This window comes from Streptomyces sp. JLSY215, from assembly GCF_059682825.1.
This window is the reverse complement of sequence record NZ_CM185022.1, coordinates 3045717-3071862: the sequence shown is the minus strand read 5'-3', so window position 1 is coordinate 3071862 and position 26146 is coordinate 3045717. Positions and strand designations below refer to the sequence as shown.

Here is a 26146-nt window from a genome sequence, read left to right as displayed (position 1 = left end):
TTGTCAGTGGCAGGTCCTACCGTTGACTGCATGACGAGGGGAACAGGCGCACCTCGGGTGCGGATCGAGGAGTGGACGGCGCACGACATCGACCTACTGCACAGGCTCAACACGCCGGAGATGACCGAGCACCTCGGCGGTCCGGAAACCGAGGCGCAGGTGGCCGCCCGGCACGGGCGGTATCTCGGGCTCGACGGGGCGGGGCAGATGTTCCGGGTGGTGCTGACGGCTGGGGGCGAGACGCAGGGCGACGGGCGCAAGGGCCACTCCGGGGAGGTGGTGGTGGGTTCGGTCGGCTACTGGGAGCTCACCTGGCGGGGCGCGCGGGCGTATGAGACGGGGTGGGGAGTGCTGCCGGAGTTCCAGGGGCGCGGTATCGCGGCGGCCGCGGCACGGGAGGTCATAGCGGCGGCCGGAGCCGCGGGGCGGCATCGGTATCTGCATGCCTTCCCCTCGGTGGAGCAATACGCGTCCAACGCCGTATGCCGGAAAGCGGGATTCGGCTTCCGAGGGGAATGCGAAATCGAATTCCCCAAGGGGCGCCGGATGCGGGCCAACAACTGGCGGGTCAAGCTGAATCGGTGACGGGTGACGGGTGACGGGTGACGGGTGACGCGGTGCGTACGGGTGCCGTCCCGCAACTGCCCTATTGAAGAAGCAGGTTGAGGCTGGAAAGGGTGGTGAACGCCAGCACCAGCCGTTCGAAGAGGGCCTGGTCGATGCGGTGCACGCACGCGCGCCCGATGAGGGCGCCGACGAGCACGGCCAGGGCGAGCGCCGCGTCCAGTGCCAGGGCGCGGGGCGTGAGCAGTCCCAGCGCGACGCTGAACGGCAGCTTGAAGAGATTGACGATCAGGAAGAACCAGGCACCGGTGCCCAGGAACCCGAGCACGGACAGGCCGGAGGTGAGCAGATAGAGGGACATGGCGGGGCCGCCGGCGTTGGCGACCATGGTGGCGAAACCTGCGACCAGACCAAAGAACAGCGCCTGCACATGCCGTTGGCGACGGGCGGGCGCGGGCTGCGCGCCCTCCGTCGGCGTGACCGCGCGCCGCTCCCGCGTCCGCCGCCACAGGTGATGCAGCACGATCGTCAGCAGCAGCCCACCGATGGTGCGGCGGACGACGGCGTCATCGGTGCCGGCGACGAAGGCGGCGCCCATCAGGACGCCGGCCGCGACCGAGGGCAACAGCCGCAGCAGAGCGGGCCGGTCGGCATGCCGGCGGTAGGCGCGGACCGCCACCACATCGCCGACGAGGAGCAGCGGCAGCAGCGCGCCGGTGGACTCCTTGGCGGGCAGTACGGCGGCGAACAGCGCGACGCTGAGCGCTCCCACGCCGCTGACGGCGGTCTTGGAGACCCCCACCAGCAGCGCGGCGAGCATCAGCACGCCCAGGCCCGTCAGCCCGAGATCGGTCACGCGCCGGGCGCCGTACCGCCGTTGCCGTCCGCGGCCGCGCGGGCCGGCCCGCCGGTGGTGGCGCGGATGTCCGCGAGGGTGACCGGTTCGCCGGTCCGGCGCGAGCGCTCGCACGCCTCGGCGATATACAGCGCCTCCAGCGCCTCGGCGGGCGAGCACGGGTTCGCCGCCCGGCCCGCCGCGACCTCGGTGAAGACGCCCAGCTCCGTGACGTACGCATCGTGGAAGCGCTCCATGAAGGTGGCGTACGGGGTGGCCGACCGCTGCCAGGACAGCTTCGCCTCCGCCGACGGCAGCGGCGCGCGGTCGTCCAACCCGACGAAGCGCGCGTCCTCGGAGCCGCAGACCTCCAACCGGACGTCGTGCCCCGCGCCGTTGTAACGGGTCGCGGTGACGGTGGCCAGGGTGTCGTCGTCGAACCGCAGCAGCGCCGCGCAGGTATCGACGTCATCGCCGTCGATGAAGAAGGCCGCGCCGCGAGCGGACCCCTGGGCGTAGACGGAGACCACCTCGCGGCCGGTCAGCCAGCGCAGGATGTCGAAGTCATGGATGCTGCAGTCCCGGAACAGCCCGCCGGAGGTGGGGATGTAACCGGCCGGCGGCGGCGACTGATCGCTGGTGCAGGCGCGCAGGGTGTGCAGCCGGCCCAGCGCGCCGGAGCGCAGTGCCTCGCGGGCGGCGCGGTAGCCCGCGTCGAAGCGCCGCTGGAAACCGATCTGCACGGGCACGGACCCGGCCTGCGCCCGTTCCACGACGCCGATGGTGCCGGGCACGTCCGGCGCCACCGGCTTCTCGCAGAACACCGGCACCCCCACGTCCAGCGCCTGATGGATGAGCTGGGCGTGCGCGCTGGTCGCGGCGGCGATCACCACGCCGTCCAGACCGTCCGCGTACATCTCCTCGATGCCCGCGGCGGCCCGCACGCCGAGCGATGCCGCCAGCGATGCGGCGCGAGCGGTGTCCACGTCCGCGACCACGAGTTCGGTGACGCCGGGGACGTTCTGGAGGGTCGCGGCGTGGAACGCGCCGATGCGCCCGGTGCCGATCAGCCCGATCTTCATGCGTCGGTTCCTTTCCAGGGAGCTTTCGGGAGGCAGGGATTCAGGGGCCAGGAGGGGAGGGGGAGAAGGGAGGGGGAGGCGCAGAGGTTCAGGGCGTTCGAGGTCATGGCCACCGATGCGGGGGCATTCGGCGCTGAGCACTGAGTACTGGGCACTGGGCGCGAGGCACGGGGCGTGCGGCACCGCCCGTATCCATTCGGCACCGGCCGTCATCGGGCATCGAGTACGAGCGATCGGCACACGATTGGAACGGTCCAATACCTGACCGCCCTGGCACCCTGCATGTCCGGTTGTCCGCATGTCAACCCTTGCGGGCCGAGTCGACGAGGCAATCGGCGCTGGGGCACTGCAGTACCCGGGCGCCGGGGCGCCGAGGCACACGGAGCCGATGCGGCGACCGAAACGGCGGCCGTTGACGTCGACGTGGCCCGATGGAAGGATCCCGCTCATGGAACGGTCCAATCCCCACCCCGTGGACCGGCCCCCGACCATCCGCGGCGTGGCCGAGCGCGCCGGTGTCTCCAAATCCCTGGTCTCCCTCGTCCTGCAGGGGTCGCCCCGGGTCAGTGACGTCAAGCGGCGGGCCGTCCTCGACGCGATCGAGGAGCTCGGCTACCGGCCCAACGCCGCCGCGCGCAGCCTGGTCGCGCGCCGTACCCACACCGTGGGCGTGCTGCTGAACGACATGCGCAACCCCTGGTTCGTCGAGCTGCTTGACGGCCTGAACTCCGTACTGCACGCGCATGGCCTGCGGATGCTGATGGCCGACAGCAGGCTGGGCCGCCGAACCGGTGAGGACTTCACCCGCGCGTTCCTGGAACTGCGGGTGGACGGGCTGGTCGCGGTGGGCACGCTGCCCGACACCGCCGCGCTCGCCGAGGTGGCCGAGCGGCTGCCGACGGTTGTCGCGGGCAGCCACGATCCGCGGCTGCCGCGGGTGGACACCGTCGCCAACGACGACGAGCGCGGTGCCCGGCTCGCCACCGAGCACCTCATCGGCCTCGGCCATCGCCGGATCGCCCATATCGCCGGCCCCGGAAGCGTCGGCGAGCTGCGGCGACGTGGCTTCGAGGCGGCGATGCGCGCGCACGGCCTCGGCGCGGAGCCGGCGGTCGAACCGAGCGATGCCACCGAAGAGGGCGGCTACCGGGCGGCCGTCCGGATGCTGGGCGGTCAGGCAGCCGGGGACCGCGAACGCCCCACCGCCGTCTTCGCCTTCAACGACATCTGCGCCGTGGGCGCGCTCTCGGCGGCGCAGGAGCTGGGCCTGGAAGTGCCCCGCGACCTCTCCCTCATCGGCTGCGACAACACCTACCTCGCCCGCATCCGGCACCTGTGGCTGAGCACCGTCGACAATGCCAGTTACGACGTCGGACGCCGGGCCGCGCAGTGCCTGCTGGACCGAATGGAGCGCCCCGACCGGCCCGCCGAGCGCCGGCTGGTCGTCCCGTCCTTGGAGATCCGCGGCTCCGCGGCACCGCTCCCTGAGCGGCGCTGACGGAACGGACCAGGCTCCCGCTCGGCACGGAACGGCGCGAGAAGAGGGGAGAACGGGCAGGTCATCGGCGCACGCGGGTGCTGTCGTACGACGGGTCGCCCCGCCGGAGCGAGGGTGCCCAGCGGGCCCCGGAGGAGTGGCATACCGGAACGTCATGCCGGAGCGTCATACCGTGATCGTGGGCCCCGCGCCGGACGGGGCCCACGCGTTGCGGTTCCGTGGCGGACCCGCCGTCACCGCAGATGGTGGCAGGGGCGGTTCACTACGCCCGTTCGCGTCGTCCCCGGTGGCCGGGCCGGCGCGCCACCCAGGCTCTGACCGTATCGGCGAACCAGTAGGGCTTGCCGCCCTCCACCAGATCCGGTTCCGGCAGCAGTCCGTGCTTGCGGTACGAGCGCACGGTGTCCGGCTGCACCTGGATATGTGCGGCGATCTCCTTGTACGACCAGAGCCTTCGGTCGGTCATCTCTGCGCACCTCCTTGGCGCCGTGTGCAGGGTCGGCCCGGAAGCCGGCGAGGGGCTGCGTACGGCGTGAAGAACACTCAGCCTGTGCCCGGTCAACGACGCTCGGTGAGCGGCGGGGAGGGGCTGTTGAACGGCTGTGACGGAAGACCTGCGGAACGGTGACAGCCGTGACGGTGGCGGAACGCCTGTGACACGGGTGTGGTGGGGCGCACGTGTGGTGCGGCACAAGGTCAGCGGGCCGTCGCGGCCTTCCGCAGCTCCTCCTCCAGGTCCTCCAGGGCCAGCCCCTTGGTCTCCGGCGCGTACCGCTTGCAGAAGAGCAGGGACAGTACGCACAGCGCCCCGAAGCACCAGAACGTGGTGCCCGCGCCGACCGCGTCGAGCAGCACCGGGAAGGCCAGCGCGACCGCGAAGTTGACCAGCCACATCATGAACACCGCGCTGCCCATGGCCAGTCCGCGTACCTTCAGCGGGAACATCTCGGCGAGCAGCAGCCAGACGCCGGTGTTCAAGGTGGCCTGCATGAAGGCCATGTAGAGGATCATCAGGGCGAGGACGAGCCAGCTGACGGCGGGGGAAGGCGGGAGCCGGAAGGCCGCGCCGAGCAGCGCGAGCGCCAGCGCCATGCCGGCCAGGCCGGTGATCAGCAGGGGGCGGCGGCCCACCCGGTCGATCAGGGACATGCCGATCGCGGTGGCGAGTACGGAGATCGCGCCGACGGCGATGGTGGCGGTGATCGCGGCGTTGGTGCCGAGGCCGGTGGCGGCGAGGATCTTGGGCGCGAAGTAGATGACGGCATTGACGCCGGTGATCTGCTGGACGATCGCCAGCCCGACGCCCACCAGGAGGAGCCGCCGCACCCAGGGGGTGCGCAGTTCCTGCCAGGCGCCCCGCCGGGCATCGGTCTCCAGGTTGCGGGCCCGTTCGATACGGACCAGTTCGGCGGCGATGTCGTCGGCGGGCAGCGTACGGCGCAGCACCTCGGCCGCCCGGTCGCGCCGGCCCTGGCCGATGTACCAGCGGGGGGTGTCCGGCAGGAAGAACAGACCGGCGAACAGGGCCACCGCGGGCAGCGCGGCCAGGCCCAGCATCCAGCGCCAGGCCTCCCAGTGCGCGAGGACGGCGTTGACGAGGTAGGCGAGCAGCTGGCCGCCGACGATCATCAGGGAGTTGAAGGAGACCAGCCGGCCGCGGATGCCCGGCGGTGCGATCTCCGACAGATACAGCGGGGTGATGACCGAGGCGCTGCCGACGGCGAGACCGAGGACGAAGCGGGCCGCGGCCATGACGGTCACGGTGGGGGCGAGCGCAACGGCCAGCGCCCCGCCGAGGAACACCGCGCCCGCCCACAGCAGGGAGGTGCGCCGCCCGAGCGCATCGGACATCCGGCCGCCGGCCAGCGAGCCGAAGGCGGCGCCGATCAGCAGCGCGCTGGTGATGAGGCCCTCGCCCAGGGAGCTGAGGCCGAAGTGGCGCTGCATGAAGGGGAGGGCGCCGGAGACGACTCCGGTGTCGTAGCCGAAGAGGGCGCCGCCGAGGGCGGCTATGGCGGCGATGCCGACGAGGAAGCGCTGGGCGTTGCGGGCCGGGGCGCCGGTGCGCGCCCCGGCGGACGCCACCTGGCGGGTCGGGGTCGTCATCGTCAGCGGTACAGCTCCGGCCGTTCGACGAGCTCCACGGGCACGCGCTCGCCGGTCTCCTGGGCGCGCACGCCCGCCGCGCACACCGCGGCCGCCGCATAGCCGTCCCAGCAGCTGGGTCCCTCGACCTCGCCGCGGCGGGTGGCGTTGACCCACCGCTGCACCTGCCGGTCGTACGCCTCCTCGAAGCGTTCCACGAAGCCGGGGGTGATGGTGCCGCCCCAGTGGCCCGCGGTGTTGGTGAACACACCGTGGTCGTCGCCGATCCTGGCGGTGCCGCTCTCGCAGACCGCCTCGCAGCTGACCTGGTAGCCGAAGCCGCAGTTGACGAAGAGTTCGGTGTCGACGACCTGGCCGCCGGCCGTCTCGAAGAGGATCAGCTGCGGGTCGCCGAGCCCTTCGGGGGCGTTGCCGGAGGGCGTCGGGCGCATCACGCGCACCGCGCTGATCTCGTCGTCCAGGAGCCAGCGGGTCACATCGATCTCGTGCACCACGGAGTCGTGGATCATCATCGCGTTGGTGAAGCCGGGCGGGGTGTCGGCGTTGCGGTGCTTGTTGTGCAGCATCAGCGGGCGGCCGTATGTCCCCTTGTCCAGGAGGGACTTGAGGGCGCGGTAGTCGGCGTCGTAACGGCGCATGAAGCCCACCTGGACGCGGCGGTGGCCCAGCGCCTGTTCGGCCCGGACGACCCGCAGCGCGGAGTCCGGGTCCGGGGTCAGCGGCTTCTCGCACAGGACGGGCAGATCGCGGGCGAAGGCGTCGAGCAGCGCCGCCTCATGGGCCGGGCCGGGGGAGGCGATCAGCACGGCGTCCACCGCGGGGTCGGCCATGGCGGCGGCGGGGTCGGTGTAGGCGGTACACCCCTCGATGCCGTCGGCGAGATGTTTGGCCCGGTCGGCGTCGAGGTCGGCCACGGCCGCCACCCGGGCGCCGCTGATCACCTCATTGATGCGGCGTACGTGGTCGGCGCCCATCCGGCCGGTGCCGATGACCGCCACGCCCAGGGTGGTGTGCGAAGTCGTGTCGTCCGTCATGTCGTCCTCGAGTTCTCACGGGCTTCGGGTGTTTCGCGGAAGGGGCGGGTCGCGGCTCAGGCGCCGCAGGAGCGCAGAAAGCGCCGGGTGCGCTCGGCGATCGGGAAGGGCCGGTCGGGCGGGCAGGGGTACATGTCCTGCTCGACGATGGCGAAGAGGTCGACGTCGAGTTCCTGGGCGGCCTCCAGGACGGGCGGCAGCGCGGGCACGCCGAGCGGCGGCTCGCACATCACGCCCTGTTGGACGGCCGGCCCGAAGGGCGTGCCCTTGGCGACGACGTCGGCGAGGATGTCCGGGTCCACCTGCTTGAGGTGGAGGTAGCCGATCCGCTCGCCGTAGGTGCGGATCAGCTTGACGCTGTCGCCCCCGCAGTACGCGTAATGGCCGGTGTCCAGACAGAGGTTGACCAGGTCGGAGTCGGTGCCGTCCAGGAAGCGTGCGACGTGTTCCTCGGTGTCGATGTGGGTGTCGGCATGCGGGTGCACGACGATGTCGAGGCCGAATTCGTCCCGTACCCGCTTGCCCAGCCGCTGCATGCCGGTGGTCAGGTGCTTCCACTGCTCCGGGGTCAGTTCGCGCGGCTCCAGCTCCTCGGCGGTCTTGTCGTCCCGCCAGAAGGAGGGGATGACGACGAGGTGCTTCGCGTCCATCGCCCGGGTGAGGGTGGCGACCTCGCTGACATGCGCCCAGGTCCTGTCCCAGACCTCGGGGCCGTGGTGGAGCGAGGTGAAGATCGTGCCGGCCGAGACGCTGAGGGCGCGCCGGGCGATCTCGTCGCGGAGGACGGCGGGGTCGGTGGGCAGGTAGCCGTACGGGCCGAGTTCGATCCAGTCGTAGCCGGCCTCGGAGACCTCGTCCAGGAAGCGCTGCCAGGGGACCTGCTGGTCGTCGTCGGGGAACCAGACGCCCCAGGAGTCGGGGGCGGAACCGACGCGGATGCGGTCCAGGACGGGCGAGGCGGCACGGGGTGTGGACATGCTGCGGCTCTCCTCTCGCCGGTCGGCGGTGACCGGGAGGCGCTGGGGTGGTCGGGGGTGTGGGGCACAGCCTCTCTGGCGTCCCCAGGAGTGTCAAGACTTCGTCCTGACATAAGGACTTAAGGACTTTGTGGCCCCGGAGGTAAGCCGGGGGCGCGCGCCGGGCGCGTGTTCCGGTGGGGCCCGCGCCCCGGCCGGCTCCTCGTTCCTCCCTCCCGTTGGCGGGTTCCGGTCCGTCCGCATGCTGCTCGGCGGTCGCCGCTCCCTGGCTCCGGTCCTGATCCCGGCCATCTTGCTCCTCGACGTCAGAATGTAAGGACAAATTGTTGACAGGGTCTGATGCGCACCGTTAGACCTTTCCTCAGAGCCCGACCGCCCAACCCGCCGCGCCGGCCGACCCGAAGGGGCGCTCATGACCGAGCCGTACGACCTGATCACGATGGGCCGCATCGGGGTCGACATCTATCCGCTGCAGACCGGCGTGCCGCTGGCCCAGGTGGAGACCTTCGGGAAGTTCCTGGGCGGCTCGGCCACCAACGTCGCGGTCGCCGCCGCCCGCCTCGGCCGCCGCAGCGCCGTCATCAGTCGTACCGGGCGCGACCCGTTCGGCGACTACGTCCACCAGGCGCTGCGCGACTTCGGTGTGGACGACCGGTGGGTGAGCCCGGTGGCGGCCTACCCGACGCCCGTCACCTTCTGCGAGATCTTCCCGCCGGACGACTTCCCGCTCTACTTCTACCGTCGCCCCAAGGCCCCCGACCTGGTCATGCACCCCGAGGAGCTGGACCTGGACGCCATCGCGGCGGCCCGGATCTTCTGGATCACCGGTACCGGACTGTGCGAGGAGCCCAGCCGCGGCGCCACCCTCGCCGCGCTGGAGGCACGCGCCGGGGCGGGCGGCCACACCGTCTTCGACCTCGACTGGCGGCCGATGTTCTGGGGCGGCGAGGGCGGCGCCTCCGGGGACGGCGGCGCGCGCGGCGCCGCGGCGATGGCCGCCGCCCGCCCGTACTACGAAGCCGCCCTGCGGCACGTCACCGTGGCGGTCGGCAATCTCGACGAGGCCGAGGTCGCCACCGGGCTGCGCGACCCCAAGGCCTGCGCCCGGGCGCTGCTGGACAAGGGCGTGGAGCTGGCCGTCATCAAGCAGGGACCCAAGGGCGTGCTGGCCGCGCACCGCGACGGCCGCACCGCCGAGGTCCCGCCCACCCCCGTCGAGGTCGTCAACGGCCTGGGCGCCGGCGACTCCTTCGGCGGCGCGCTCTGCCACGGCCTGCTGGCCGGCTGGGACCTGGAGCCGATGATGCGCTACGCCAATGCGGCCGGCGCCATCGTCGCCTCCCGCCTCGCCTGCTCCTCCGCGATGCCGACGGCCGACGAGGTCGACGCGTTCCTCGCCGGGAGATGACCCCCACGGCCGCGCCCGCCCCGCGGCCACCCTGTCCCACCTGTGCACTCAAGAAGGTGAGTTGAGCCTTGACCCCTCGGATCAGCGACCTCCCGGCGCTGCGGGCCCGGCACCCCGAAGCCGTCGCCGAGGCCGCCGCCCGCCGCGCCCGCCGCCCGCTCCTCGGCGACAGCGGCCGGCTGATGATCGTCGCCGCCGACCACCCCGCCCGTGGCGCGCTCGCCGTCGGCGACCGGCAGCTCGCCATGGCCAACCGCCTCGACCTGCTCGAACGCCTCGTCCTCGCGCTCTCGCGGCCCGGCGTGGACGGCGTCCTCGGCACCGCCGACATCCTCGAGGACCTGCTGCTCCTCGGCGCCCTCGAAGGCAAGGTCGTGATGGGGTCGATGAACCGCGGCGGTATCGCGGGCGCCTCGTTCGAGATGGACGACCGGTTCACCGGACACCGCCCCGAGGACCTCGCCCGGCTCCGCTTCGACGCCGGCAAGCTGCTGCTGCGCATCGACTACAGCGACCCCGGCTCGCTGACCACCCTGGAGTCCACCGCCCGCGCCATCGACGCGATGGCCGCGCGCGAACTGCCCACCTTCGTCGAGCCGTTCCTCTCCCACCGGATCGACGGCGCGGTCCGCAACGACCTGAGCCCCGAGGCGGTCACCAAGTCCGTCGCCATCGCCTCCGGCCTCGGCGGCACCTCCGCCTACACCTGGCTCAAGCTCCCGGTCACCGACGACCCCGAAGCGATGGCCCGGGTCTGCGAGACCTCGACGCTGCCCACCGTCCTGCTGGGCGGCGACATCGGCCGCACCGTGCAGGACCAGGAGGCCGCGTACGAGAAGTGGCGCAAGGCGCTGCGGCTGCCGACCGTGCAGGGGCTGGTCGTGGGCCGCTCGCTGCTCTACCCGGCCGACGGGGATGTGGCGGCGGCCGTCGACACCGCCGTCGGACTGCTGTAACGGCTGGTCAGGGCCGGAATCGAGGTAACTGTCAGTGGCGAGGAGGAGACTTGCAGTCATGAGCGACGAGTGCACGGATGACGCGGAGACGACGGACCGCCCGGCCCGCCCGGGTGCCACGGAATTCCATCTCGCGGCGGGGCGCGCGGCCAACGGCCCGTACGCCCTGGACGTCGATCCGCAGCGGGCCGGCTGGGGCTATTCCTCGCTGCGGATCCTGGAACTGCCGCCCGGCGGCCGGCACTCCTTCGCCACCGGCGACAGCGAGTGGATCGTGCTGCCGCTGTCCGGCGGCTGCGCGGTCGCCACGGACACGGCCGAGACCTTCGAACTGACCGGCCGCCGGAGCGTGTTCAGCGGCGTCACGGACTTCGCGTATGTGCCCCGCGACGCACAGGTGCGGATCGCCAGTGGGGCGGGCGGCCGTTTCGCGCTCACCGGCGCCCGCTGCACACGCCGCCTGCCGGCACGCTACGGTCCCGCCTCGGCCGTCCCCGTGGAACTGCGCGGCACCGGCAACTGCTCCCGCCAGGTCAACAACTTCGGCGCCGCGGGGACGTTCGCCTGCGACCGGCTGATCGCGGTGGAAGTGCTCACACCCGGCGGCAACTGGTCCTCCTATCCGCCGCACAAACACGATGAATGCCGCCCGGGGCAGGAGTCGGAGCTCGAGGAGATCTACTACTACGAGATCGCGACCGCGCACGGCAAGGAGGGTGTCGGCTATCAGCGCGTCACACCCTCGGGCCACGGCCGCGGCACGGACGTCCTCGCCGAGGTCCGCAGCGGTGACGCCGTCCTGATCCCCGACGGCTGGCACGGCCCCTCCATCGCCGCCCCCGGACACGCCATGTACTACCTCAACGTCATGGCCGGGCCCGGCGAGACGCGCGAATGGCTGATCTGCGACCACCCCGACCACGGCTGGATCCGCGACACCTGGCCCGACCAGCCCGTCGACCCCCGCCTCCCCCTCTACGAAGCACCCGCAGGAGACGCCCGATGAACGCTCCGACGACCCGCCGCCGCACGGTCGCGCAGGCCCTGGTCGAGTTCCTCGCCCACCAGTACACGGAGCGGGACGGCCGCCGGCAGCGGCTGATCCACTCCTGCTGGGGCATCTTCGGCCACGGCAACGTCGCCGGTATCGGCCAGGCCCTCCTCGAATCCGGCGACGCGCTGCCCTACCTCCAGGGGCGCAACGAACAGGCCATGGTGCACGCCGCCGTGGGCTACGCCCGCCAGTGCGACCGGCTCTCCGCACAGGCCGTCACGACCTCCATCGGGCCCGGCGCCACCAACCTCGTCACCGGCGCCGCCCTCGCCACGATCAACCGCCTGCCGGTCCTGCTGCTGCCCGGCGACAGCTTCGCGACCCGCCCCGCCGACCCCGTCCTCCAGCAGCTCGAAGTCCCCTCCGCGGGCGATGTGTCCGTCAACGACGCGCTGCGCCCGGTCTCCCGCTACTTCGACCGGGTCACCCGCCCCGAGGCGCTGATCCCCGCCGCCCTCCAGGCCATGCGGGTCCTCGCCGACCCGGTGGAGACCGGCGCGGTCACCCTCGCCCTGCCGCAGGACGTCCAGGCCGAGGCGTACGACTGGCCGGAGGAGTTCTTCGCCGACCGGGTCTGGCGGGTCGCCCGGCCCGCCCCCGACACCGGCGCCCTCGCCGAGGCGGTGCACGCCATCCGCACGGCCCGCCGCCCCCTGCTGATCGCGGGCGGCGGCGTCCACCACAGCCAGGCCGAGGACGCGCTGCGCGCTTTCGCCGACGCCACCGGCATCCCCGTCGCCTCCACCCAGGCCGGCAAGGGCTCACTGCGCCACGACCACCCCGCCGACATCGGCGGCATCGGCCACACCGGCACGGCCACCGCCGACACCCTGGCCCGCGAGGCCGATCTGGTCATCGGCGTCGGCACCCGCTACACCGACTTCACCACCGCCTCCGCCACCCTCTTCGCCGACCCCGGGGTCCGCTTCCTCAACCTCAACATCGCCTCCTTCGACTCCCACAAGCTCGGCGCCACCCCCCTGGTCGCCGACGCCCGCACCGGACTCGAGGCCCTCGCCGGGGCGCTTTCCGGACACCGCGTCGAGAAGGAGTACGAAGCGGCCTACGGCGCGGCGAAGGCGGCATGGGAGCGGCGCGTCGATGCGGCGTACGGCGCCGCGGACGCCTCCGTACGGCCGTCCCAGACGCAGGTCCTCGGCGCCCTGGACGCCCTCGTCGACGACACCGACATCGTGATCAACGCCGCCGGGTCCCTCCCCGGTGACCTGCACAAACTCTGGCGTGCCCGGTCCCGCCGGCAGTATCACCTCGAATACGGCTACTCCTGCATGGGCTATGAGATCCCCGCCGCCATCGGCGTCCGGCTCGCCGCTCCGGACCGCCCGGTGTGGGCGCTCGTCGGTGACGGTACATATCTGATGAACCCCACCGAGATCGTCACCGCGGTCCAGGAGGGCATCCCCATCAATGTCGTCCTCATCCAGAACCATGGCTATGCCTCCATCGGCGGCCTGTCGGAGGCGACGGGCGGCGAGCGCTTCGGCACGGCGTACCGCTACAGGGCCGACGACCGGACCTACACCGGCGCGCCGCTGCCCGTGGATCTGGCCGCCAATGCCGCCTCGCTCGGCATGCACGTCATCCGCGCCGCCACGGTCGCCGAACTACGCGCTGCGCTGGCCGAGGCGCGTGGCGCGAACCGGCCCACATGTGTCTATGTCGAGACCGAAACGGCCGACACTGTGCCGGGCGCGCCCGAGGCCCAGGCCTGGTGGGATGTACCCGTTGCCGAGACCGCGACGCGTCCGGCGGCGGTCGCCGCCCGCGCGGCGTACGACCGTCACGCCGCCGGCCGCCGTCGTCACCTCTGACATCCGCTCGCCGCTTCACGTACGAAAGGCCCTCCCCATGAAGACCATCAACCACTGGATCGGCGGCAAGGCCGTCGAGGGCGTTTCCGGCAACTACGGTCCGGTCTACAACCCGGCCACCGGCGCCCAGGAGAAGCAGGTCGCCTTCGCCTCCGTGGACGAGGTCGATGCCGCGGTCACGGCCGCCAAGGAAGCGTTCCAGAGCTGGGGCACCAGCTCCCTGGCCAAGCGCACCTCGGTGCTGTTCAAGTACCGCGAGCTGATCGACGCGCACCGCGACGAGATCGCCGCCCTGATCACCGCCGAGCACGGCAAGGTGCACTCCGACGCGCTCGGTGAGGTCGCCCGCGGTCTGGAGATCGTCGAGCTGGCCTGCGGCATCCCGGAGAAGCTCAAGGGCGAGCTGTCCACCCAGGTGTCGACGCGGGTGGACGTGGCCGCCATCCGCCAGTCCCTCGGAGTCGTCGCCGGCATCACGCCGTTCAACTTCCCCGCCATGGTGCCGATGTGGATGTTCCCGCTGGCCATCGCCTGCGGCAACACCTTCGTCCTCAAGCCGAGCGAGAAGGTGCCCAGCGCCGCCTTCAAGCTGGCCGAGCTGGCCGCCGAGGCGGGCCTGCCCGATGGCGTGCTGAACATCGTCAACGGCGACAAGGTGGCCGTCGACGCCATCCTGGCGCACCCGGACATCGCCGCCGTCTCCTTCGTCGGCTCCACCCCGATCGCCAAGTACATCCACACCACCGGCACCGCCAACGGCAAGCGTGTCCAGGCGCTGGGCGGCGCCAAGAACCACATGCTGGTCCTCCCGGACGCCGACCTCGACCTGGCCGCGGACTCCGCGATCAACGCCGCGTACGGCTCCGCGGGCGAGCGCTGCATGGCGATCTCCGTCGTCGTCGCCGTCGGTGACACCGCCGACCCGCTGATCGGCAAGATCAAGGAGCGCGCCGACAAGCTGCGCATCGGCCCCGGCGACGACCCGGCCTCCGAGATGGGCCCGCTGATCACCAAGGTCCACCGCGACAAGGTCGCCTCGTACGTCTCCGGCGCCGCGGCCCAGGGTGCCGATGTCGTCATCGACGGCACGGGCTACACCGTCGAGGGCTACGAGGACGGCCACTGGATCGGCGTTTCCCTGCTGGACAACGTCACGCCCGAGATGGACGCCTACCGCGACGAGATCTTCGGCCCGGTGCTGTCCGTGGTCCGCGTCGACACCTACGACGAGGCCATCGCCCTGATGAACAACTCGCCGTGGGGCAACGGCACCGCGATCTTCACCCGGGACGGCGGCGCGGCCCGCCGCTTCCAGCTGGAGGTCGAGGCCGGCATGGTCGGCGTCAACGTCCCGATCCCGGTCCCCGTCGGCTACCACTCCTTCGGCGGCTGGAAGGACTCGCTCTTCGGCGACCACCACATCTACGGCAACGACGGCGTGCACTTCTACACCCGCGGCAAGGTCGTCACCACCCGCTGGCCGGACCCGTCCGACGGCGGCATCAACCTGGGCTTCCCCAGCAACCACTGACGGACCGCCCGGCCCCGCCCGGACCCCCTGCCGGCCCTCACCGGCAGGGGGTCCGCGCGTCCGCCGACCGGGGGGAAGACCGCGGAGGCACGCGTTGCTACCGTGCTCCCTTGGCAGAGCACCGACATCCGCGGGGGAACCACATGCAGCAACCCATGGCGCTCGCCAAGGGCGCCCGCATCGCCGGCGGAGTCTTCTGCCTGCTGTTCTTCCTCTGGACCGCGTACTGGCTGGCCGTCGACATCGGCGAGTTCGGCATCGACGGCCTCTGGAACGCCTGGACCGGTAAGGCCCCCGTCGGCAAGGACCAGGTCACCAACCCCGTCCAGCTCGGCCTCGCCGTCCTGGAACTGACGGCGGTCTTCGCGGCCTTCGCCGGGCAGCGGTCGGCCGGCGGACTGCTCGCCGTCGCCACCACGCTCACCTTCGCGACCGCCCTGCAGACCCTCATCAGCACCGGCCAGCACACCAGCGACGACCGCTGGTTCGCGAACGCCGACAACACCACGCCGACGTTCGAGGGCGTTTTCGTCGGCAGCCTGGGGCTGATCCTGTTCGCCGTCATCGCCGGGATCGTGCTGCTGAGCGGGATGCGCGGCTGGCCCCGGCAGAAGCCCAGCGACCCGCCCAAGCGCCCCGTCAAGGCGGCGGGCGTGGTCGGCGGCCTGGTGCTCGCCGCAATGGCGCTGTGCTACCTCATCTGGCACATCTACGTGCTGGTGCAGTTCGGCAGCGACAGCCTGACCCCGCTCTACCTCGGCCGGGGCGCGCTCTCCTCTCTCACGCAGATGGCCGGCGGCTGGCAGTCGGTGGTCTTCCTCCTGCTGACCGCCGTGGCCGGCCTCAACTGCCTGATGCGGGGCGGCGCGGCCCGCGGTCTCGGCATCGGCCTGGGCATCGTGCTGCTGCCCGGCGCCGTACTGACGCTGATCGCGTTGATCAGTCACGATGCGCTGTTCGAACTCAGCGGCCCGATGCCGGGCATGGCCCTGCTCAGCACCATCCAGGTCCTGCTGGACCTGATCGGCTCGCTGCTCCTGCTCGCCGTCCTGGGCCGCGGCGAGCCCGTCGCACCCGCCTGGTACCCGCCCGCCCCGGCCCCGCAGTTCGCCGCCCCCGGCTTCGTACCGCCCGGCCCCCAGGGCCCGCCCCCGGCCGGCTGGCAGCCGCCCGGTCCGCCCATGGCCCCGCCGCCCGGCCCGCCGATGCCGCAGCAGGCCCCGCCGATGCCGCCGCCGCCCCAGGGCCCGCCGCCCCAGGGAGGCTTCGGCCCGCCGCAGTTCTGAGCCGCCCGAGGCCGATCGCCTCGCCCGGCGCACGGGGCCCGTACCGCAACCGCGGTACGGGCCCCGACCTGTCTACTTCCCTGGGAGGGCACGGGGTTCCGCCCGGCGGACGGGGCGCCCGGCGGGGGCCCGTGCCTAGGATTCGACCATGGATCTTCGACTGCGCGGGCGGCGCCTGTACGCGGCCGCGGGCGCCCTGGCCGTCCTCATAGGAGGCGGCACCTGGGCGGCCGCGTCCTCCGGAGCCGCACCCGCCGTGCACCGCGAGGACCGGTTCCTGACGGTGCACGGCGCGCCGGGCAGCGGGGCGAAGCGGGAGCGGATCGACACCTCCTTCTTCACGGCCGGCGCCTCGTCCGGCCGTCGCCCCGCGGTCCTGCTCGGCCACGGCTTCGGCGGCAGCAAGGCCGATGTCCGCGCGCAGGCCGAGCAACTGGCCCGGGACGGCTACGCGGTGATGACCTGGTCGGCCCGCGGCTTCGGCAAATCCACCGGGAAGATCGGGCTGAACGCCCCGGACCGCGAGGTCGCCGATGTCAGCCGGCTGATCGACTGGCTGGCGAAGCGTCCCGAGGTCCGGCTCGACAAGGCGGGCGATCCCCGCGTCGGCGTCGCCGGGGCCTCGTACGGCGGCGCGATCGCCCTGCTCGCGGCCGGACACGACCGGCGGGTGGACGCCATCGTCCCGGGGATCACCTACTGGAACCTCGCCGACGCCCTCTTCCCCAACGGCGTGTTCAAGAAGCTGTGGGCCGGCATCTTCTTCACCACGGGCGCGGCCGGCGCCCCCACCGGCACACCCGGCAAGGCTCCCGGTGCGTCCGGCGGCTGCGGAAAGTTCGACGCGCAACTGTGCGCGATGTACGAGCGGGTCGCCGTCGCGGGCAAGCCGGACGCCGCCGCCCGCAAACTCCTCGCCGACCGCAGCCCCTCCGCCGTGGCCGGCCACATCAAGGTGCCGGCCCTGATCTTCCAGGGCCGGCAGGACTCCCTCTTCCCGCTCGGCCAGGCCGACGCCATGGCGAAGGCGATCCGCACGAACGGCGCGCCGGTGGACGTCGACTGGATCGCCGGCGGGCACGACGGCGGCGACCGCGAGACCGCGCGGGTCGCGGCCCGCACGAAGGCCTGGTTCGACCGCTATCTGAAGGGCGACAAGGGCGCCGACACCGGGCCCGCGTTCCGCATCAGCCGCACCGGAGGCGTGGACTCCACCAAGGGGACGCTGCGGCTGCGCGGCGCGAGCGGCGACCGCTACCCCGGCCTGGACAACGACCCCCGGCGCGTCCCACTGGCCGGCCGCACCCAGCGCTTCGCCAACCCGGCCGGCGCCGGACCGCCCGCAATCTCCACCGTGCCGGGCATCGGCTCGCTCGGCGGCCTGTCCTCCGCGGGCGTCGGACTCTCCCTCGACTTCCCCGGCCAGTACGCCCACTTCGACTCGGAGCGGCTGCCGGCCCCGGTCCATCTCACCGGCAGCCCCACCGCCACCGTCCGGGTCCGGTCCACCGCACCGGACGCGGTGTTCTTCGCCAAGGTCTACGACGTGGGCCCCGACGGCCGCCGCCAGGTGCTGCCGTCCCAGCTGGTCACCCCGTACCGCATCGAGGACGCCCGGGACGGCAGGACCGTACGCCTGCGACTCCCCGCCGTCGACCACGAGTTCGCCGCCGGGCACCGGATGCGGCTGGTGCTGGCCGCCACCGACCTCGGCTACGCCTCACCCGCCCGGCCCGCCACCTACACCGTCTCCCTCAAGAGCGCGCTCAGTGTGCCCACCGCCCCCCAGGCACGCGGCGCCGCCGCGCCCCTGCCCGCCTGGACCTGGGAGCTGCCCGCCGCGGCCGCGGTCCTCGCCGCGCTGCTGCTGCTCACCGCCCGCCGCCGGACCGCCGCACCCGCCCCCGACCCGGCGCTCGCCGATGTCCCGCTGCAGATCAGCGGCCTGAGCAAGCGCTACGCCACATCCACCGACAGATATGCGGTCCGCGAGCTGTCCTTCCGCGTGGAGCGGGGGCAGGTCCTGGGCCTGCTGGGGCCCAACGGCGCCGGCAAGACCACCACACTGCGGATGCTGATGGGTCTGATCCGGCCCGACGACGGCGAGATCCGGGTCTTCGGGCAGGCCATCCGGCCCGGTGCGCCGGTGCTCTCCCGGGTCGGCGCGTTCGTCGAGGGCGCCGGATTCCTGCCGCATCTCTCCGGCCGCGCCAACCTCGAGCTGTACTGGCAGGCCACCGGCCGCCCCGCCGCCGACGCCCGCCTCGACGAGGCGCTGGAGATCGCCGGCCTCGGCGACGCCCTGCAGCGCGCGGTGCGCACGTACTCCCAGGGCATGCGGCAGCGCCTGGCCATCGCCCAGGCCATGCTGGGCCTGCCGGATCTGCTGATCCTCGACGAACCCACCAACGGCCTGGACCCGCCGCAGATCCGCGAGATGCGCGACGTGATGATCCGTTACGCCGCGGCCGGCCGCACGGTGATCGTCTCCAGCCATCTGCTGTCCGAGGTCGAACAGAGCTGTACGCATCTGGTCGTCATGGACCGTGGGCGGCTCGTCCAGGCCGGGCCGGTCGCCGAGATCATCGGCTCGGGGGACACCCTGCTGGTCGGCGTCGCGGGGACCCTGCCGCTCTCCGACGCCCTGGTGGACAAGGCCGCGGCGCTGCCCGGCGTCGCCTCCGCCGTCCACGCCGACGAGGGCCTGCTGATCCGTCTCACCGACCCGGACGGCACCCCCGCGCTCCTCGCCGGCCTCATCGAGCTGGAGATCCCGGTGAACCGCATCGGCCCGCACCGCCGCCTGGAGGACGCCTTCCTCACCCTGATCGGAGACGACGCCCGATGACCGCGACTCCCACGGCCGCGGCGCCCGGCTACCGTCCGCGCCACACCCTCCCGCTACGGGTCGAGGCCCGGCGCCAGCTGCGCCGCCGCCGCACGCTGGTGATCGCCGCGATCCTGACGCTGCTGCCGTTCGTGCTGGTCGCCGCGTTCGCGATCGGCGGCGACCCGGAAGGCCGCGGCAACGGCCGGATCTCCCTGATGGACACCGCGACCGCCTCCGGCGGGAACTTCGCCGCCACCGTCCTGTTCGTCTCCGTGGGCTTCCTCCTCGTCGTCCCGGTGGCGCTGTTCTGCGGCGACACCATCGCCTCCGAGGCGAGCTGGTCCTCGCTGCGCTATCTGCTCGCCGCGCCCGTCCCGCGCGCCCGGCTGCTGCTGAGCAAGCTCACCATCGGGCTGGTGTTCAGCGCCGCCGCGATGGTGCTGCTGCCGCTGGTCGCGCTCGGGGTGGGCACCGCCGCGTACGGCTGGGGCCCGCTCCAACTGCCTGCCGGCGGGGCCCTGCCGGCGGCGGATGCGGTGCCGCGGCTGGCGGTCGTGGTCGGTTATGTCTTCGTCAGCCAGCTGGTCACCGCGGGCCTCGCCTTCTGGCTGTCGACGGTGACCGATGCGCCGCTGGGGGCGGTCGGCGGCGCCGTCGGACTGACCATCGTCGGCAATGTCCTGGACCAGGTCACGGCGCTGGGCTCCTGGCGCGAGGTGCTGCCCGCCCACTGGCAGTACTCCTGGGCCGATGCCCTGCAGCCCCAGATGGAGTGGTCGGGGATGGTGCAGGGGGCGTCGGTCTCGGTGGCGTATGCGCTGGTGCTGGTGGCGGTGGCGTTCCGGGGGTTCGCGCGCAAGGACGTGGTGTCGTAGAGGCGTACGGAGGGGCGTAGGGAGCGGTGAACGTCCCTCCCCAGGCCGGGCGTTGCAACCTTTCGGCGGGTACCGGTGTCTAACGTACACAGCGTTCAAACAGCGGTAATTCCGGAAGTTGAGGACATCACATGCTCCGTACCGTTTCGCGTGGTGCCGCCGCCGCGGCCCTCGGGGTGGCCCTGCCCCTGACCCTCGCCGCCGTCCCGGCGACCGCCGCTCCCGCCGCCGGACCGGCCGCCGCCCACCGGTCAGCGGGCCCGGCCGCGGCCACCGTCCGTACGGACCCCAACGGCCGGCACGACGCCACCGACATCCGCCGCTTCCTGAGCACCTTCTACGGCCACCACGGCCCCACCGACTGGGCGCGCGAGCATCAGGTCTCGGACTACCTCAAGGACCGCGCCGCCCACACCGAGGGCTACGACCTGCTGCTCTGCGCCCAGAACACCCCCCGCGAGATCTCCATAGGCAAGGTGACCACGGCCCAGTCCGCCGGTGTCGGCTGGGCGACCGTCACCACCATCTGGGACGGCGGGACCCGCGGCAGCTTCACCGCCTACGTGGGCCTCGACTCGCAGCCGATCGAGCTCCAGGACGTCGACTGCGCGCCGTAGAGGCGGCCCGGTGGATCGTGGCCCGGCACCGGGCGCCAGGTGCCGGGGCCCCGGCTCTCAGGCGGTCGGCCCCTGCATCCGTGCACTGACCCACTTCATCGTGCCCTCGCCCAGCCCCTGCACATAGGTGGCGGCGCTGTGCGTACCGTTCGGCACGACCTGCAGCCGCGTCCTTATCGGCCCGTGCCCGTACTGCGCGATGAACTTCCGCACCTTGGGCAGCACGGTGTTCTCCTTCGAGCCGTCCTGGAAGGCCAGGAAGACCTCCGGTCCGCCGCGCGCCATCAGCCGCCGGGCGAGCACCTCGGGGTTGTTCGCCCGTTCCTCCCGGGCGTGGCCGTTCCACAGCGGTGAGTCGGGCACGATGTCCGGCCCGTTGGGGATCGCGACCTTGAACGTCCCCGGGTTCTGCAGCACATTCTTCAGCGCCGCGAACCCACCCGACGAAGAACCCATGATCGCCCAGGCGTTGCGGGTGTTGAGGGTACGGAAGTTCTGCCGTACGAGATCGGGCACGTCCTTGCTCAGCCAGGTGCCGATCTTCGGCTGGCCGGGGATGTCGCTGCCGTCGTAGTACTGCTTGTCATTGGGATTGAGCACGGGCATGACGAGGATGAACGGCAGGCTGGTGCCGTTCTTGGACCACTGCGCGAGGCTCTCCTCCAGCTTCAGGTCCGAGCCGATCCAGTAGTTGACCGGGTAGCCGTAGGAGCCGGGCAGGGCCTCCATCACCGGGAAGCCCTTGTTCGCGTTGCGCTTGTCGTAGTACTCCGGCGGCGCCCACACCCACACCTTCCCGGTGAAGCCCGACTTCCGGCCGTGCAGGGTGGTCACGCCTATCGGGGTGTTCTCCCCGGCCCCGCCGACCCGGCTCTCCTCCGTGAAGCTGATCGGATGCGTGGGGAAGCGCACCAGCGACCGCTTCCCCTTCTCCGGCGCCGAGGCGTGCGAGGCGGTGCCCGGCCCGGGGGCGGCGAACCGTACGGGCCCCGCCTTGGTGGCCGCGCTCGTGCCGCAGCCGGCCGTAAGGGCGAGCGAGGTCAGGGTGAACAGGGTGATCACCGGGGTGAACAGGGCTTTGCGCACGACGCTTTCTCCTTGCCGGACAAACCGGGAAGGCCCCGGCCTGTCCGCCAAGAGGGGACGGCCCCACGGGACGGTTTCCCGTGTGACGTGTCGGATTCGTCGCACCGGATATCCGGAATCCGGGCACACCGCCCTGACCTGGGATGTTTACGTACAGCGGAACCCGGGTTTACCGTCATTTTCCCGGCGCGGGGGCGGCGCGTACGGGCGCGCGCCTGCGCCCCGGGATGCGCGCGACCGGCTCGGCGACACTCCCGCCGAGCCCCGGCGGCAACCGGCGCCAACCCTTCCGGAAGCCCGTCCCTCTTGACCGTATTCTCTCGATATGACCTGGCCGCGCGCCCTGAAGCAGACCGCCCGCTCCGGGCTGACCATCGAGCGGGCCAAGCTCACTCCGGTGATCGCGGTGCGCGGCGCGGTCGGTGTCGCCCTCGTCATCGGCCTGTGCCTGTGGCGCGGCGACCCCGCCCTCGCGGTCTCCTCCGCATTCGGCGCGTTCGCCTCCGGCCTCGTCACCTTCCAGCGCAGCATGCGGCCCCGCCCCGTCCTGGCCCTCGGCGTCGCCGCCGCGCTCGCCGTCTCCACCTTCCTCGGCTACCTGGCCGCCTCCCGCCTCCCGGTCTTCGTCCTGCTCCTCGCCGGCTGGACTTTGCTCGCCGGGATGGCCTGGGCGATCGGCCCGGTCTCCGGCCTGGCCGGCACCCAGACCGTGGCGATCATGCTGGTCACCGTCACCCTGCCGACCTCGGTCCTCAGCGCCCTGGAGCACGCCGCCCTGATCTTCTGCGGCGGCCTCGTCCAGGCCGCCCTGATCATCGCCTTCCCGGTACGCCCCTGGGGAGTGCAGCGCGACGCCCTCGCGGACGCGCTGGCCGCCGAGGCCGACTGCGCCCGCCGCCTCCGCCACGACCCGGTGGCGCCCTTCGACCCGGCGCCCCTCATGGACGCCCGCCTCGCCTCCGAGGTGACGCCGCGTCAGGCCAGGCGCCGCCCCGTGCAGCTGCACGGCCCCCGGGGCCTGGCCGAACGCGTCAGACCCGTCCTCGCCTCACTCGCCGACCCCGTCGTCGGCGCCCCGCTCGAAGGCCCCGAACGCGACCGCGCCCGCGACCTCCTCCAGGCCGCGGGCGCAGTCCTGGACGCCGTCGCCCACGCCGTACGGCACGCCGGCCCCGTCCGCCTGCCGCCCGAGGCGATGGCCACCCTGGAGGTCCCCGCCTCCGGCCCGATGCTCAAGGGCGCCGCCCGCCGCTCCGCCTACCGCCTGATCTCCCTGCTCGCCGACGCCGTCGAACTCACCGACGAGCCCGTCCGGGCCACCCGCCCCACCACCGCAGCCGAACGCGGCCATCTGCTGCGCCCCAGCGTCCCCCGGCTCGTCCCCGTGGCCCTGCGTGCCCTGCGCCGCGAGGCCCGCTGGTCCTCCCGCATCTTCCGGCACGCCCTGCGCGTCAGCGCCGTCGCCTGCCTCGGCTATCTCCTGGGCACCGCCCTCCCGTTCGGCCACGGCTACTGGGCGCCGCTCACCTCCGTCATGGTGATGCGCCCCGACTTCGGCCAGACCTACTCCCGCGGTGTGGCTCGCTTCAGCGGCACGCTCGTCGGCGTCGCCGTCAGCGGAGGCCTGATGGCGCTCGCCCATCCCGGCCGCTATGTCTGCGCCGGGCTCGCCGTCCTCTTCGTCTTCCTCATGTATCTGCTGATGCGCACCGGCGTCTCGGTCACCTCGGCCTGCGTGGCCGGCTATGTCATCTTCCTGCTGGGCATCGCCGGCGAGGGCTGGACCCAGACCGTGGAGGAGCGCGTGGTGCTCACCCTTCTGGGCGGACTGCTCGCCATGCTCTCGTACGCCCTGTTCCCCGCCTGGGAAACCCCCAAGCTGCGCGACCGCCTCGCCGAATGGCTGGAGGCCAACGGGCGTTATGCGCTGGCCGTCCTGGACCGCTACGCCCGCCCCGCCGAACGCCGCCCCCGGCACGTCCGCGAGGCCCTCCTGGACGCCCGCGCCGCCCGCGCCGCCTGGGAGGAGAGCGAGGCCCGCGCCGAAAAGGAACCCGTACGCCACCGCGGCCTCTCCCGCACCGCGGCCACCGCCGCCGGCGCCGCCCTCGCCACCATGGGCCGGGTCACGATGATCATGGAGGCCCATCTCCCCGACAAGGACGCCGAACCGTCCCCCGGCGCCGCCGCCTTCGCCGCCGAACTGCGCCCCGCCCTGGAACGCGCCGCGCGCGCCGTACGGCAACGCGACCGGCTGGAGTGGCGCGCGCTGCGCGCGGTGTGGAACCGGTGGGACGCCGAATCCGCAAGCCAGGGCGTCGCGCTGCGCGCCGCTGACCTGCTGCTGGACGCGCTGGACGAGTTCGCCGAGGCGCTCTCCAAAGGGCGGGGCGGCCGCAACCGTGCGGCCCGCCGGGGCGCGGAGGGAACCATTCCGCCCGCCCAGTAGTCTTGTTGAGTGCCCGCAATGCACGTGGATGGACGTCTTTGCCTCAGGTGAGACAATGGTTACTTCTGCTCCACAATGCCCGAAGCCCGTCATCCGTCGATCGTGACCCCCGTCGATCGTCAGCCCGTCGATCGTGACCCCGTCGATCGTCAGCCGGCCGATCGTCATCCAGTCGAGAGAGAGCACCCGATCTCCCCATGGCGTCCAGCACTTCCACGAGAGCGTCGTCCGGCAAGACCGCCGACAGGTCCGCCTCCTCCTCCGGCACCTACGACATCGGTATCGACCTCGGCACCGCCAACACCCTGGTGTACGCCCGCGGCAAGGGCGTGGTGCTGAACGAACCGTCCGTGGTCGCCGTCAACGGCACCGGCGAGGTCATCGCCGTCGGCGCGGAGGCCAAACGCACCATCGGCCGCACCCCCTCCGGGATCACCGCGATGCGTCCCCTGCGGGAAGGCGTCATCGCCGACTTCGACGCGGCCGAGCAGATGCTCCGCGCCCTGATGAAAAAGGCCCTGCCCAGCCGCCGGTTCGCCCGGCCGCGGGTCGTCATCTGTGTGCCCTCCGGCATCACCGGCGTCGAGCGCCGCGCCGTCGTCGACTCCGCCCGCGGCGCCGGCGCCCGCGAAGTCCACCTCATCGAGGAGCCGATGGCCGCCGCGATCGGCGCCGGCCTCCCCGTCGACGAACCCGTGGGCTGCATGGTGGTGGACATCGGCGGCGGCACCACCGAGGTCGCCGTCGTCTCCATGGGCGGCTTGGTCACCGCCCGGTCCGTACGGATCGCCGGCGACGCCCTGGACGCCGCCATCGCCGCCTACATCAAGAAGAAGCACACCCTGGCCATCGGCGAACGCACCGCCGAGGACATCAAGATCGCCATCGGCTCGGCGGCCTGGACCCCGGTGGTCACCGACGAGGACGGCGAACCGCAGCGCCGCACCTCCTTCACCGTCCGCGGCCGCGACCACGTCAGCGGCCTGCCCCGCATCCAGGAGATCACCGAGGAAGAAATCCGCGAGGCCCTCACCGAGCCCGTCGACGCCATCATCCGAGCCGTCCACCACACCCTCGACGCCTGCCCGCCGGAACTCTCCGGCGACATCATCGAGCGCGGCATCGCCCTGACCGGCGGCGGCGCCCTGCTGCGCGGCCTGGACCTGCGGCTCGCGGAGGAAATGGGCGTCCCGGTGACCGTCGCCGACCAGCCGCTGGACTGCGTCGTCAACGGCACCGCCAAGTGCGTCGACGAATTCGCCTCGCTGCACGGCCTGCTGACGGGCGCAAAGGAACGGCCGCGCAGGACCGTGCGGCTGTAGGAGGCCGCGGCCGTGGGGAGGGGGACGGCGGGGAATCCGTGGCCATGTGCCCCCGCACGGACCGCATTCCCCGCCCTGTTCCCCGGCACGGACTCCTCGTACGATCTCAGGCCTGCCGAGGTACGGGGGAGGACGGGTATGCCCGTTGAGGAGTTGGCCGCACTGGCGGTCCAGGTGCTGACCGCAGAAGTACCGCTTCCGGCCGAACAGCAGTCGGTGGTACGCGAACTGGTCTGGGGACGGCTGGGCAGGACCACCCTGGGGGCCGCCGCGCTGGCCCGCCTGCACGAGCAGCCCGGCGAGGGATCGGCGAGCATCGTCGGCTCCGTGATCGCCGACGAACTGCGGTCGGACCCGGACTTCGCCGATCTGCTGCACAGAGCCCTCCCTCCGCTTCCTGCCCGAGGGGTAAACACCGCCATTCCCGAGATGGTTGCCGCGGGTCCCCCGCCCCCGGCGGTCCCGCCCCGCAAGCGGGCCGCCGCGCAGGCTTCCGTCGCCCCGGCCCCCGCCGCCCCGGATCCGGCCGAGGTGCGGAAGATAGTCCTCCTGGGGGTGCCACAGGCGTTAGTGACGTACACCGTCCTCTACATCGCGGTGCAGTCGGGCATGAGGGTGCCGCCCCTGACGACCGCACTCCTGCTCGCTTCGGCCGGGCTGGCGGCCTACGGGATCTGGCGCGGCATCCGCCTTTTCCAGCGCCACAGAGACAGCCCGCTGCTCACCATCGGACCGGTGGCGCTCAACGCGCTCGTGCTGATCAGGCTGGTTCTTTGGCTGGTGGCGGGCTGAGCCCTCGCCCTC

The 26146-nt window shown here is 72.4% G+C and carries 21 protein-coding genes; 14 read left to right on the top strand and 7 right to left on the bottom strand.

Annotated elements, in window-relative coordinates; all coding sequences use genetic code 11:
- The first annotated feature begins 30 nt into the window (after positions 1 to 30).
- Positions 31 to 585 carry a GNAT family N-acetyltransferase gene (locus tag AC5677_RS13720; RefSeq protein WP_497195321.1) on the top strand — a complete coding sequence of 185 codons (555 nt, stop codon included), beginning with the start codon at positions 31 to 33 and terminating at the stop codon, positions 583 to 585.
- 61 nt (positions 586 to 646) lie between these two features.
- Here AC5677_RS13720 and AC5677_RS13715 read toward each other — a convergent pair whose 3' ends face one another.
- Both AC5677_RS13715 and AC5677_RS13710 read right to left on the bottom strand, forming a co-directional pair.
- Entirely contained in the window at positions 647 to 1420 is a 774-nt protein-coding gene (locus tag AC5677_RS13715; RefSeq protein ID WP_497195320.1) for a sulfite exporter TauE/SafE family protein, read from the bottom strand.
- On the bottom strand, positions 1417 to 2481 hold the full coding sequence (locus tag AC5677_RS13710) for a Gfo/Idh/MocA family protein (RefSeq protein ID WP_497195319.1): 1065 nt from the start codon (positions 2479 to 2481) through the stop codon (positions 1417 to 1419). Before AC5677_RS13710 ends, AC5677_RS13715 begins: the two co-directional genes overlap by 4 nt.
- Before the next feature lie 448 nt (positions 2482 to 2929).
- Here AC5677_RS13710 and AC5677_RS13705 point away from each other — a divergent pair, with 448 nt between their 5' ends.
- Positions 2930 to 3979 (top strand): LacI family DNA-binding transcriptional regulator, encoded by a 1050-nt coding sequence (locus AC5677_RS13705; RefSeq protein WP_497195318.1) that lies wholly within the window; start codon positions 2930 to 2932, stop codon positions 3977 to 3979.
- Positions 3980 to 4241: 262 nt separating this feature from the next.
- Here the strand turns inward: AC5677_RS13705 and AC5677_RS13700 are convergent, their stop codons facing one another.
- From AC5677_RS13700 to AC5677_RS13685, 4 genes are all read right to left on the bottom strand, one after another.
- Positions 4242 to 4445 (bottom strand): helix-turn-helix transcriptional regulator, encoded by a 204-nt coding sequence (locus AC5677_RS13700; RefSeq protein WP_497195317.1) that lies wholly within the window; start codon positions 4443 to 4445, stop codon positions 4242 to 4244.
- A gap of 230 nt (positions 4446 to 4675) precedes the next feature.
- Complete coding sequence (locus tag AC5677_RS13695; protein WP_497195316.1) at positions 4676 to 6085, bottom strand: sugar porter family MFS transporter; 1410 nt, start codon at positions 6083 to 6085, stop codon at positions 4676 to 4678.
- Between the two features lie 2 nt (positions 6086 to 6087).
- Positions 6088 to 7119 carry a Gfo/Idh/MocA family protein gene (locus AC5677_RS13690; RefSeq protein WP_497195315.1) on the bottom strand — a complete coding sequence of 344 codons (1032 nt, stop codon included), beginning with the start codon at positions 7117 to 7119 and terminating at the stop codon, positions 6088 to 6090.
- A 56-nt stretch (positions 7120 to 7175) separates the two neighbouring features.
- The gene (locus tag AC5677_RS13685) at positions 7176 to 8096 is read right to left on the bottom strand and encodes a sugar phosphate isomerase/epimerase family protein (RefSeq protein ID WP_497195314.1); all 921 of its coding nucleotides are present in this window, start codon (positions 8094 to 8096) and stop codon (positions 7176 to 7178) included.
- Positions 8097 to 8508: 412 nt separating this feature from the next.
- On the opposite strand from AC5677_RS13685, the gene iolC reads away from it, so the two are divergent.
- The 9 genes from iolC to AC5677_RS13640 all read left to right on the top strand — a co-directional run bounded on the left by iolC (position 8509) and on the right by AC5677_RS13640 (position 20485).
- Entirely contained in the window at positions 8509 to 9504 is a 996-nt protein-coding gene (gene iolC, locus AC5677_RS13680; RefSeq protein ID WP_497195313.1) for a 5-dehydro-2-deoxygluconokinase, read from the top strand.
- A 68-nt stretch (positions 9505 to 9572) separates the two neighbouring features.
- Positions 9573 to 10460 carry a Cgl0159 family (beta/alpha)8-fold protein gene (locus tag AC5677_RS13675; protein ID WP_497195312.1) on the top strand — a complete coding sequence of 296 codons (888 nt, stop codon included), beginning with the start codon at positions 9573 to 9575 and terminating at the stop codon, positions 10458 to 10460.
- A gap of 58 nt (positions 10461 to 10518) precedes the next feature.
- Positions 10519 to 11466, top strand: a complete 948-nt coding sequence (iolB, locus tag AC5677_RS13670; protein ID WP_497195311.1) for a 5-deoxy-glucuronate isomerase — start codon at positions 10519 to 10521, stop codon at positions 11464 to 11466.
- Positions 11463 to 13346 carry a 3D-(3,5/4)-trihydroxycyclohexane-1,2-dione acylhydrolase (decyclizing) gene (gene iolD, locus AC5677_RS13665; protein ID WP_497195310.1) on the top strand — a complete coding sequence of 628 codons (1884 nt, stop codon included), beginning with the start codon at positions 11463 to 11465 and terminating at the stop codon, positions 13344 to 13346. The genes iolB and iolD overlap by 4 nt, the downstream gene beginning before the upstream one ends.
- Before the next feature lie 37 nt (positions 13347 to 13383).
- Positions 13384 to 14877 carry a CoA-acylating methylmalonate-semialdehyde dehydrogenase gene (locus AC5677_RS13660; RefSeq protein ID WP_497195309.1) on the top strand — a complete coding sequence of 498 codons (1494 nt, stop codon included), beginning with the start codon at positions 13384 to 13386 and terminating at the stop codon, positions 14875 to 14877.
- A 143-nt stretch (positions 14878 to 15020) separates the two neighbouring features.
- Complete coding sequence (locus AC5677_RS13655; protein ID WP_497195308.1) at positions 15021 to 16163, top strand: hypothetical protein; 1143 nt, start codon at positions 15021 to 15023, stop codon at positions 16161 to 16163.
- Between the two features lie 148 nt (positions 16164 to 16311).
- Positions 16312 to 19011: an alpha/beta fold hydrolase gene (locus tag AC5677_RS13650; protein ID WP_497195307.1), complete on the top strand. Its 2700-nt coding sequence runs from the start codon at positions 16312 to 16314 to the stop codon at positions 19009 to 19011.
- Positions 19008 to 19868 carry an ABC transporter permease gene (locus AC5677_RS13645; protein ID WP_497195306.1) on the top strand — a complete coding sequence of 287 codons (861 nt, stop codon included), beginning with the start codon at positions 19008 to 19010 and terminating at the stop codon, positions 19866 to 19868. Before AC5677_RS13650 ends, AC5677_RS13645 begins: the two co-directional genes overlap by 4 nt.
- A gap of 131 nt (positions 19869 to 19999) precedes the next feature.
- The gene (locus AC5677_RS13640) at positions 20000 to 20485 is read left to right on the top strand and encodes a hypothetical protein (RefSeq protein WP_497195305.1); all 486 of its coding nucleotides are present in this window, start codon (positions 20000 to 20002) and stop codon (positions 20483 to 20485) included.
- A 57-nt stretch (positions 20486 to 20542) separates the two neighbouring features.
- On the opposite strand, the gene AC5677_RS13635 is transcribed toward AC5677_RS13640, so the two are convergent.
- Positions 20543 to 21571 (bottom strand): alpha/beta hydrolase, encoded by a 1029-nt coding sequence (locus AC5677_RS13635; protein ID WP_497195304.1) that lies wholly within the window; start codon positions 21569 to 21571, stop codon positions 20543 to 20545.
- A gap of 325 nt (positions 21572 to 21896) precedes the next feature.
- On the opposite strand from AC5677_RS13635, the gene AC5677_RS13630 reads away from it, so the two are divergent.
- The 3 genes from AC5677_RS13630 (at position 21897) to AC5677_RS13620 (ending at position 26134) form a co-directional block, all read left to right on the top strand.
- Positions 21897 to 24020, top strand: a complete 2124-nt coding sequence (locus tag AC5677_RS13630; RefSeq protein WP_497195303.1) for an FUSC family protein — start codon at positions 21897 to 21899, stop codon at positions 24018 to 24020.
- Between the two features lie 197 nt (positions 24021 to 24217).
- Complete coding sequence (locus tag AC5677_RS13625) at positions 24218 to 25342, top strand: rod shape-determining protein (protein ID WP_497195302.1); 1125 nt, start codon at positions 24218 to 24220, stop codon at positions 25340 to 25342.
- Between the two features lie 138 nt (positions 25343 to 25480).
- A complete protein-coding gene (locus AC5677_RS13620) occupies positions 25481 to 26134 on the top strand; it encodes a hypothetical protein (RefSeq protein ID WP_497195301.1) in 654 nt (217 codons plus the stop codon).
- The last annotated feature ends 12 nt before the right edge of the window (positions 26135 to 26146 follow it).

Excerpts from the sequence above, each read along its gene's own strand:
- AC5677_RS13720 (WP_497195321.1), top strand. The coding sequence starts at position 31 with ATGACGAGGGGAACAGGCGCACCTCGGGTGCGGATCGAGGAGTGGACG.
- AC5677_RS13710 (WP_497195319.1), bottom strand. The coding sequence starts at position 2,481 with ATGAAGATCGGGCTGATCGGCACCGGGCGCATCGGCGCGTTCCACGCC.
- AC5677_RS13705 (WP_497195318.1), top strand. The coding sequence starts at position 2,930 with ATGGAACGGTCCAATCCCCACCCCGTGGACCGGCCCCCGACCATCCGC.
- AC5677_RS13700 (WP_497195317.1), bottom strand. The coding sequence starts at position 4,445 with ATGACCGACCGAAGGCTCTGGTCGTACAAGGAGATCGCCGCACATATC.
- AC5677_RS13695 (WP_497195316.1), bottom strand. The coding sequence starts at position 6,085 with ATGACGACCCCGACCCGCCAGGTGGCGTCCGCCGGGGCGCGCACCGGC.
- AC5677_RS13690 (WP_497195315.1), bottom strand. The coding sequence starts at position 7,119 with ATGACGGACGACACGACTTCGCACACCACCCTGGGCGTGGCGGTCATC.
- AC5677_RS13685 (WP_497195314.1), bottom strand. The coding sequence starts at position 8,096 with ATGTCCACACCCCGTGCCGCCTCGCCCGTCCTGGACCGCATCCGCGTC.
- iolC (WP_497195313.1), top strand. The coding sequence starts at position 8,509 with ATGACCGAGCCGTACGACCTGATCACGATGGGCCGCATCGGGGTCGAC.
- iolB (WP_497195311.1), top strand. The coding sequence starts at position 10,519 with ATGAGCGACGAGTGCACGGATGACGCGGAGACGACGGACCGCCCGGCC.
- iolD (WP_497195310.1), top strand. The coding sequence starts at position 11,463 with ATGAACGCTCCGACGACCCGCCGCCGCACGGTCGCGCAGGCCCTGGTC.
- AC5677_RS13660 (WP_497195309.1), top strand. The coding sequence starts at position 13,384 with ATGAAGACCATCAACCACTGGATCGGCGGCAAGGCCGTCGAGGGCGTT.
- AC5677_RS13655 (WP_497195308.1), top strand. The coding sequence starts at position 15,021 with ATGCAGCAACCCATGGCGCTCGCCAAGGGCGCCCGCATCGCCGGCGGA.
- AC5677_RS13650 (WP_497195307.1), top strand. The coding sequence starts at position 16,312 with ATGGATCTTCGACTGCGCGGGCGGCGCCTGTACGCGGCCGCGGGCGCC.
- AC5677_RS13645 (WP_497195306.1), top strand. The coding sequence starts at position 19,008 with ATGACCGCGACTCCCACGGCCGCGGCGCCCGGCTACCGTCCGCGCCAC.
- AC5677_RS13640 (WP_497195305.1), top strand. The coding sequence starts at position 20,000 with ATGCTCCGTACCGTTTCGCGTGGTGCCGCCGCCGCGGCCCTCGGGGTG.
- AC5677_RS13630 (WP_497195303.1), top strand. The coding sequence starts at position 21,897 with ATGACCTGGCCGCGCGCCCTGAAGCAGACCGCCCGCTCCGGGCTGACC.
- AC5677_RS13625 (WP_497195302.1), top strand. The coding sequence starts at position 24,218 with ATGGCGTCCAGCACTTCCACGAGAGCGTCGTCCGGCAAGACCGCCGAC.
- AC5677_RS13620 (WP_497195301.1), top strand. The coding sequence starts at position 25,481 with ATGCCCGTTGAGGAGTTGGCCGCACTGGCGGTCCAGGTGCTGACCGCA.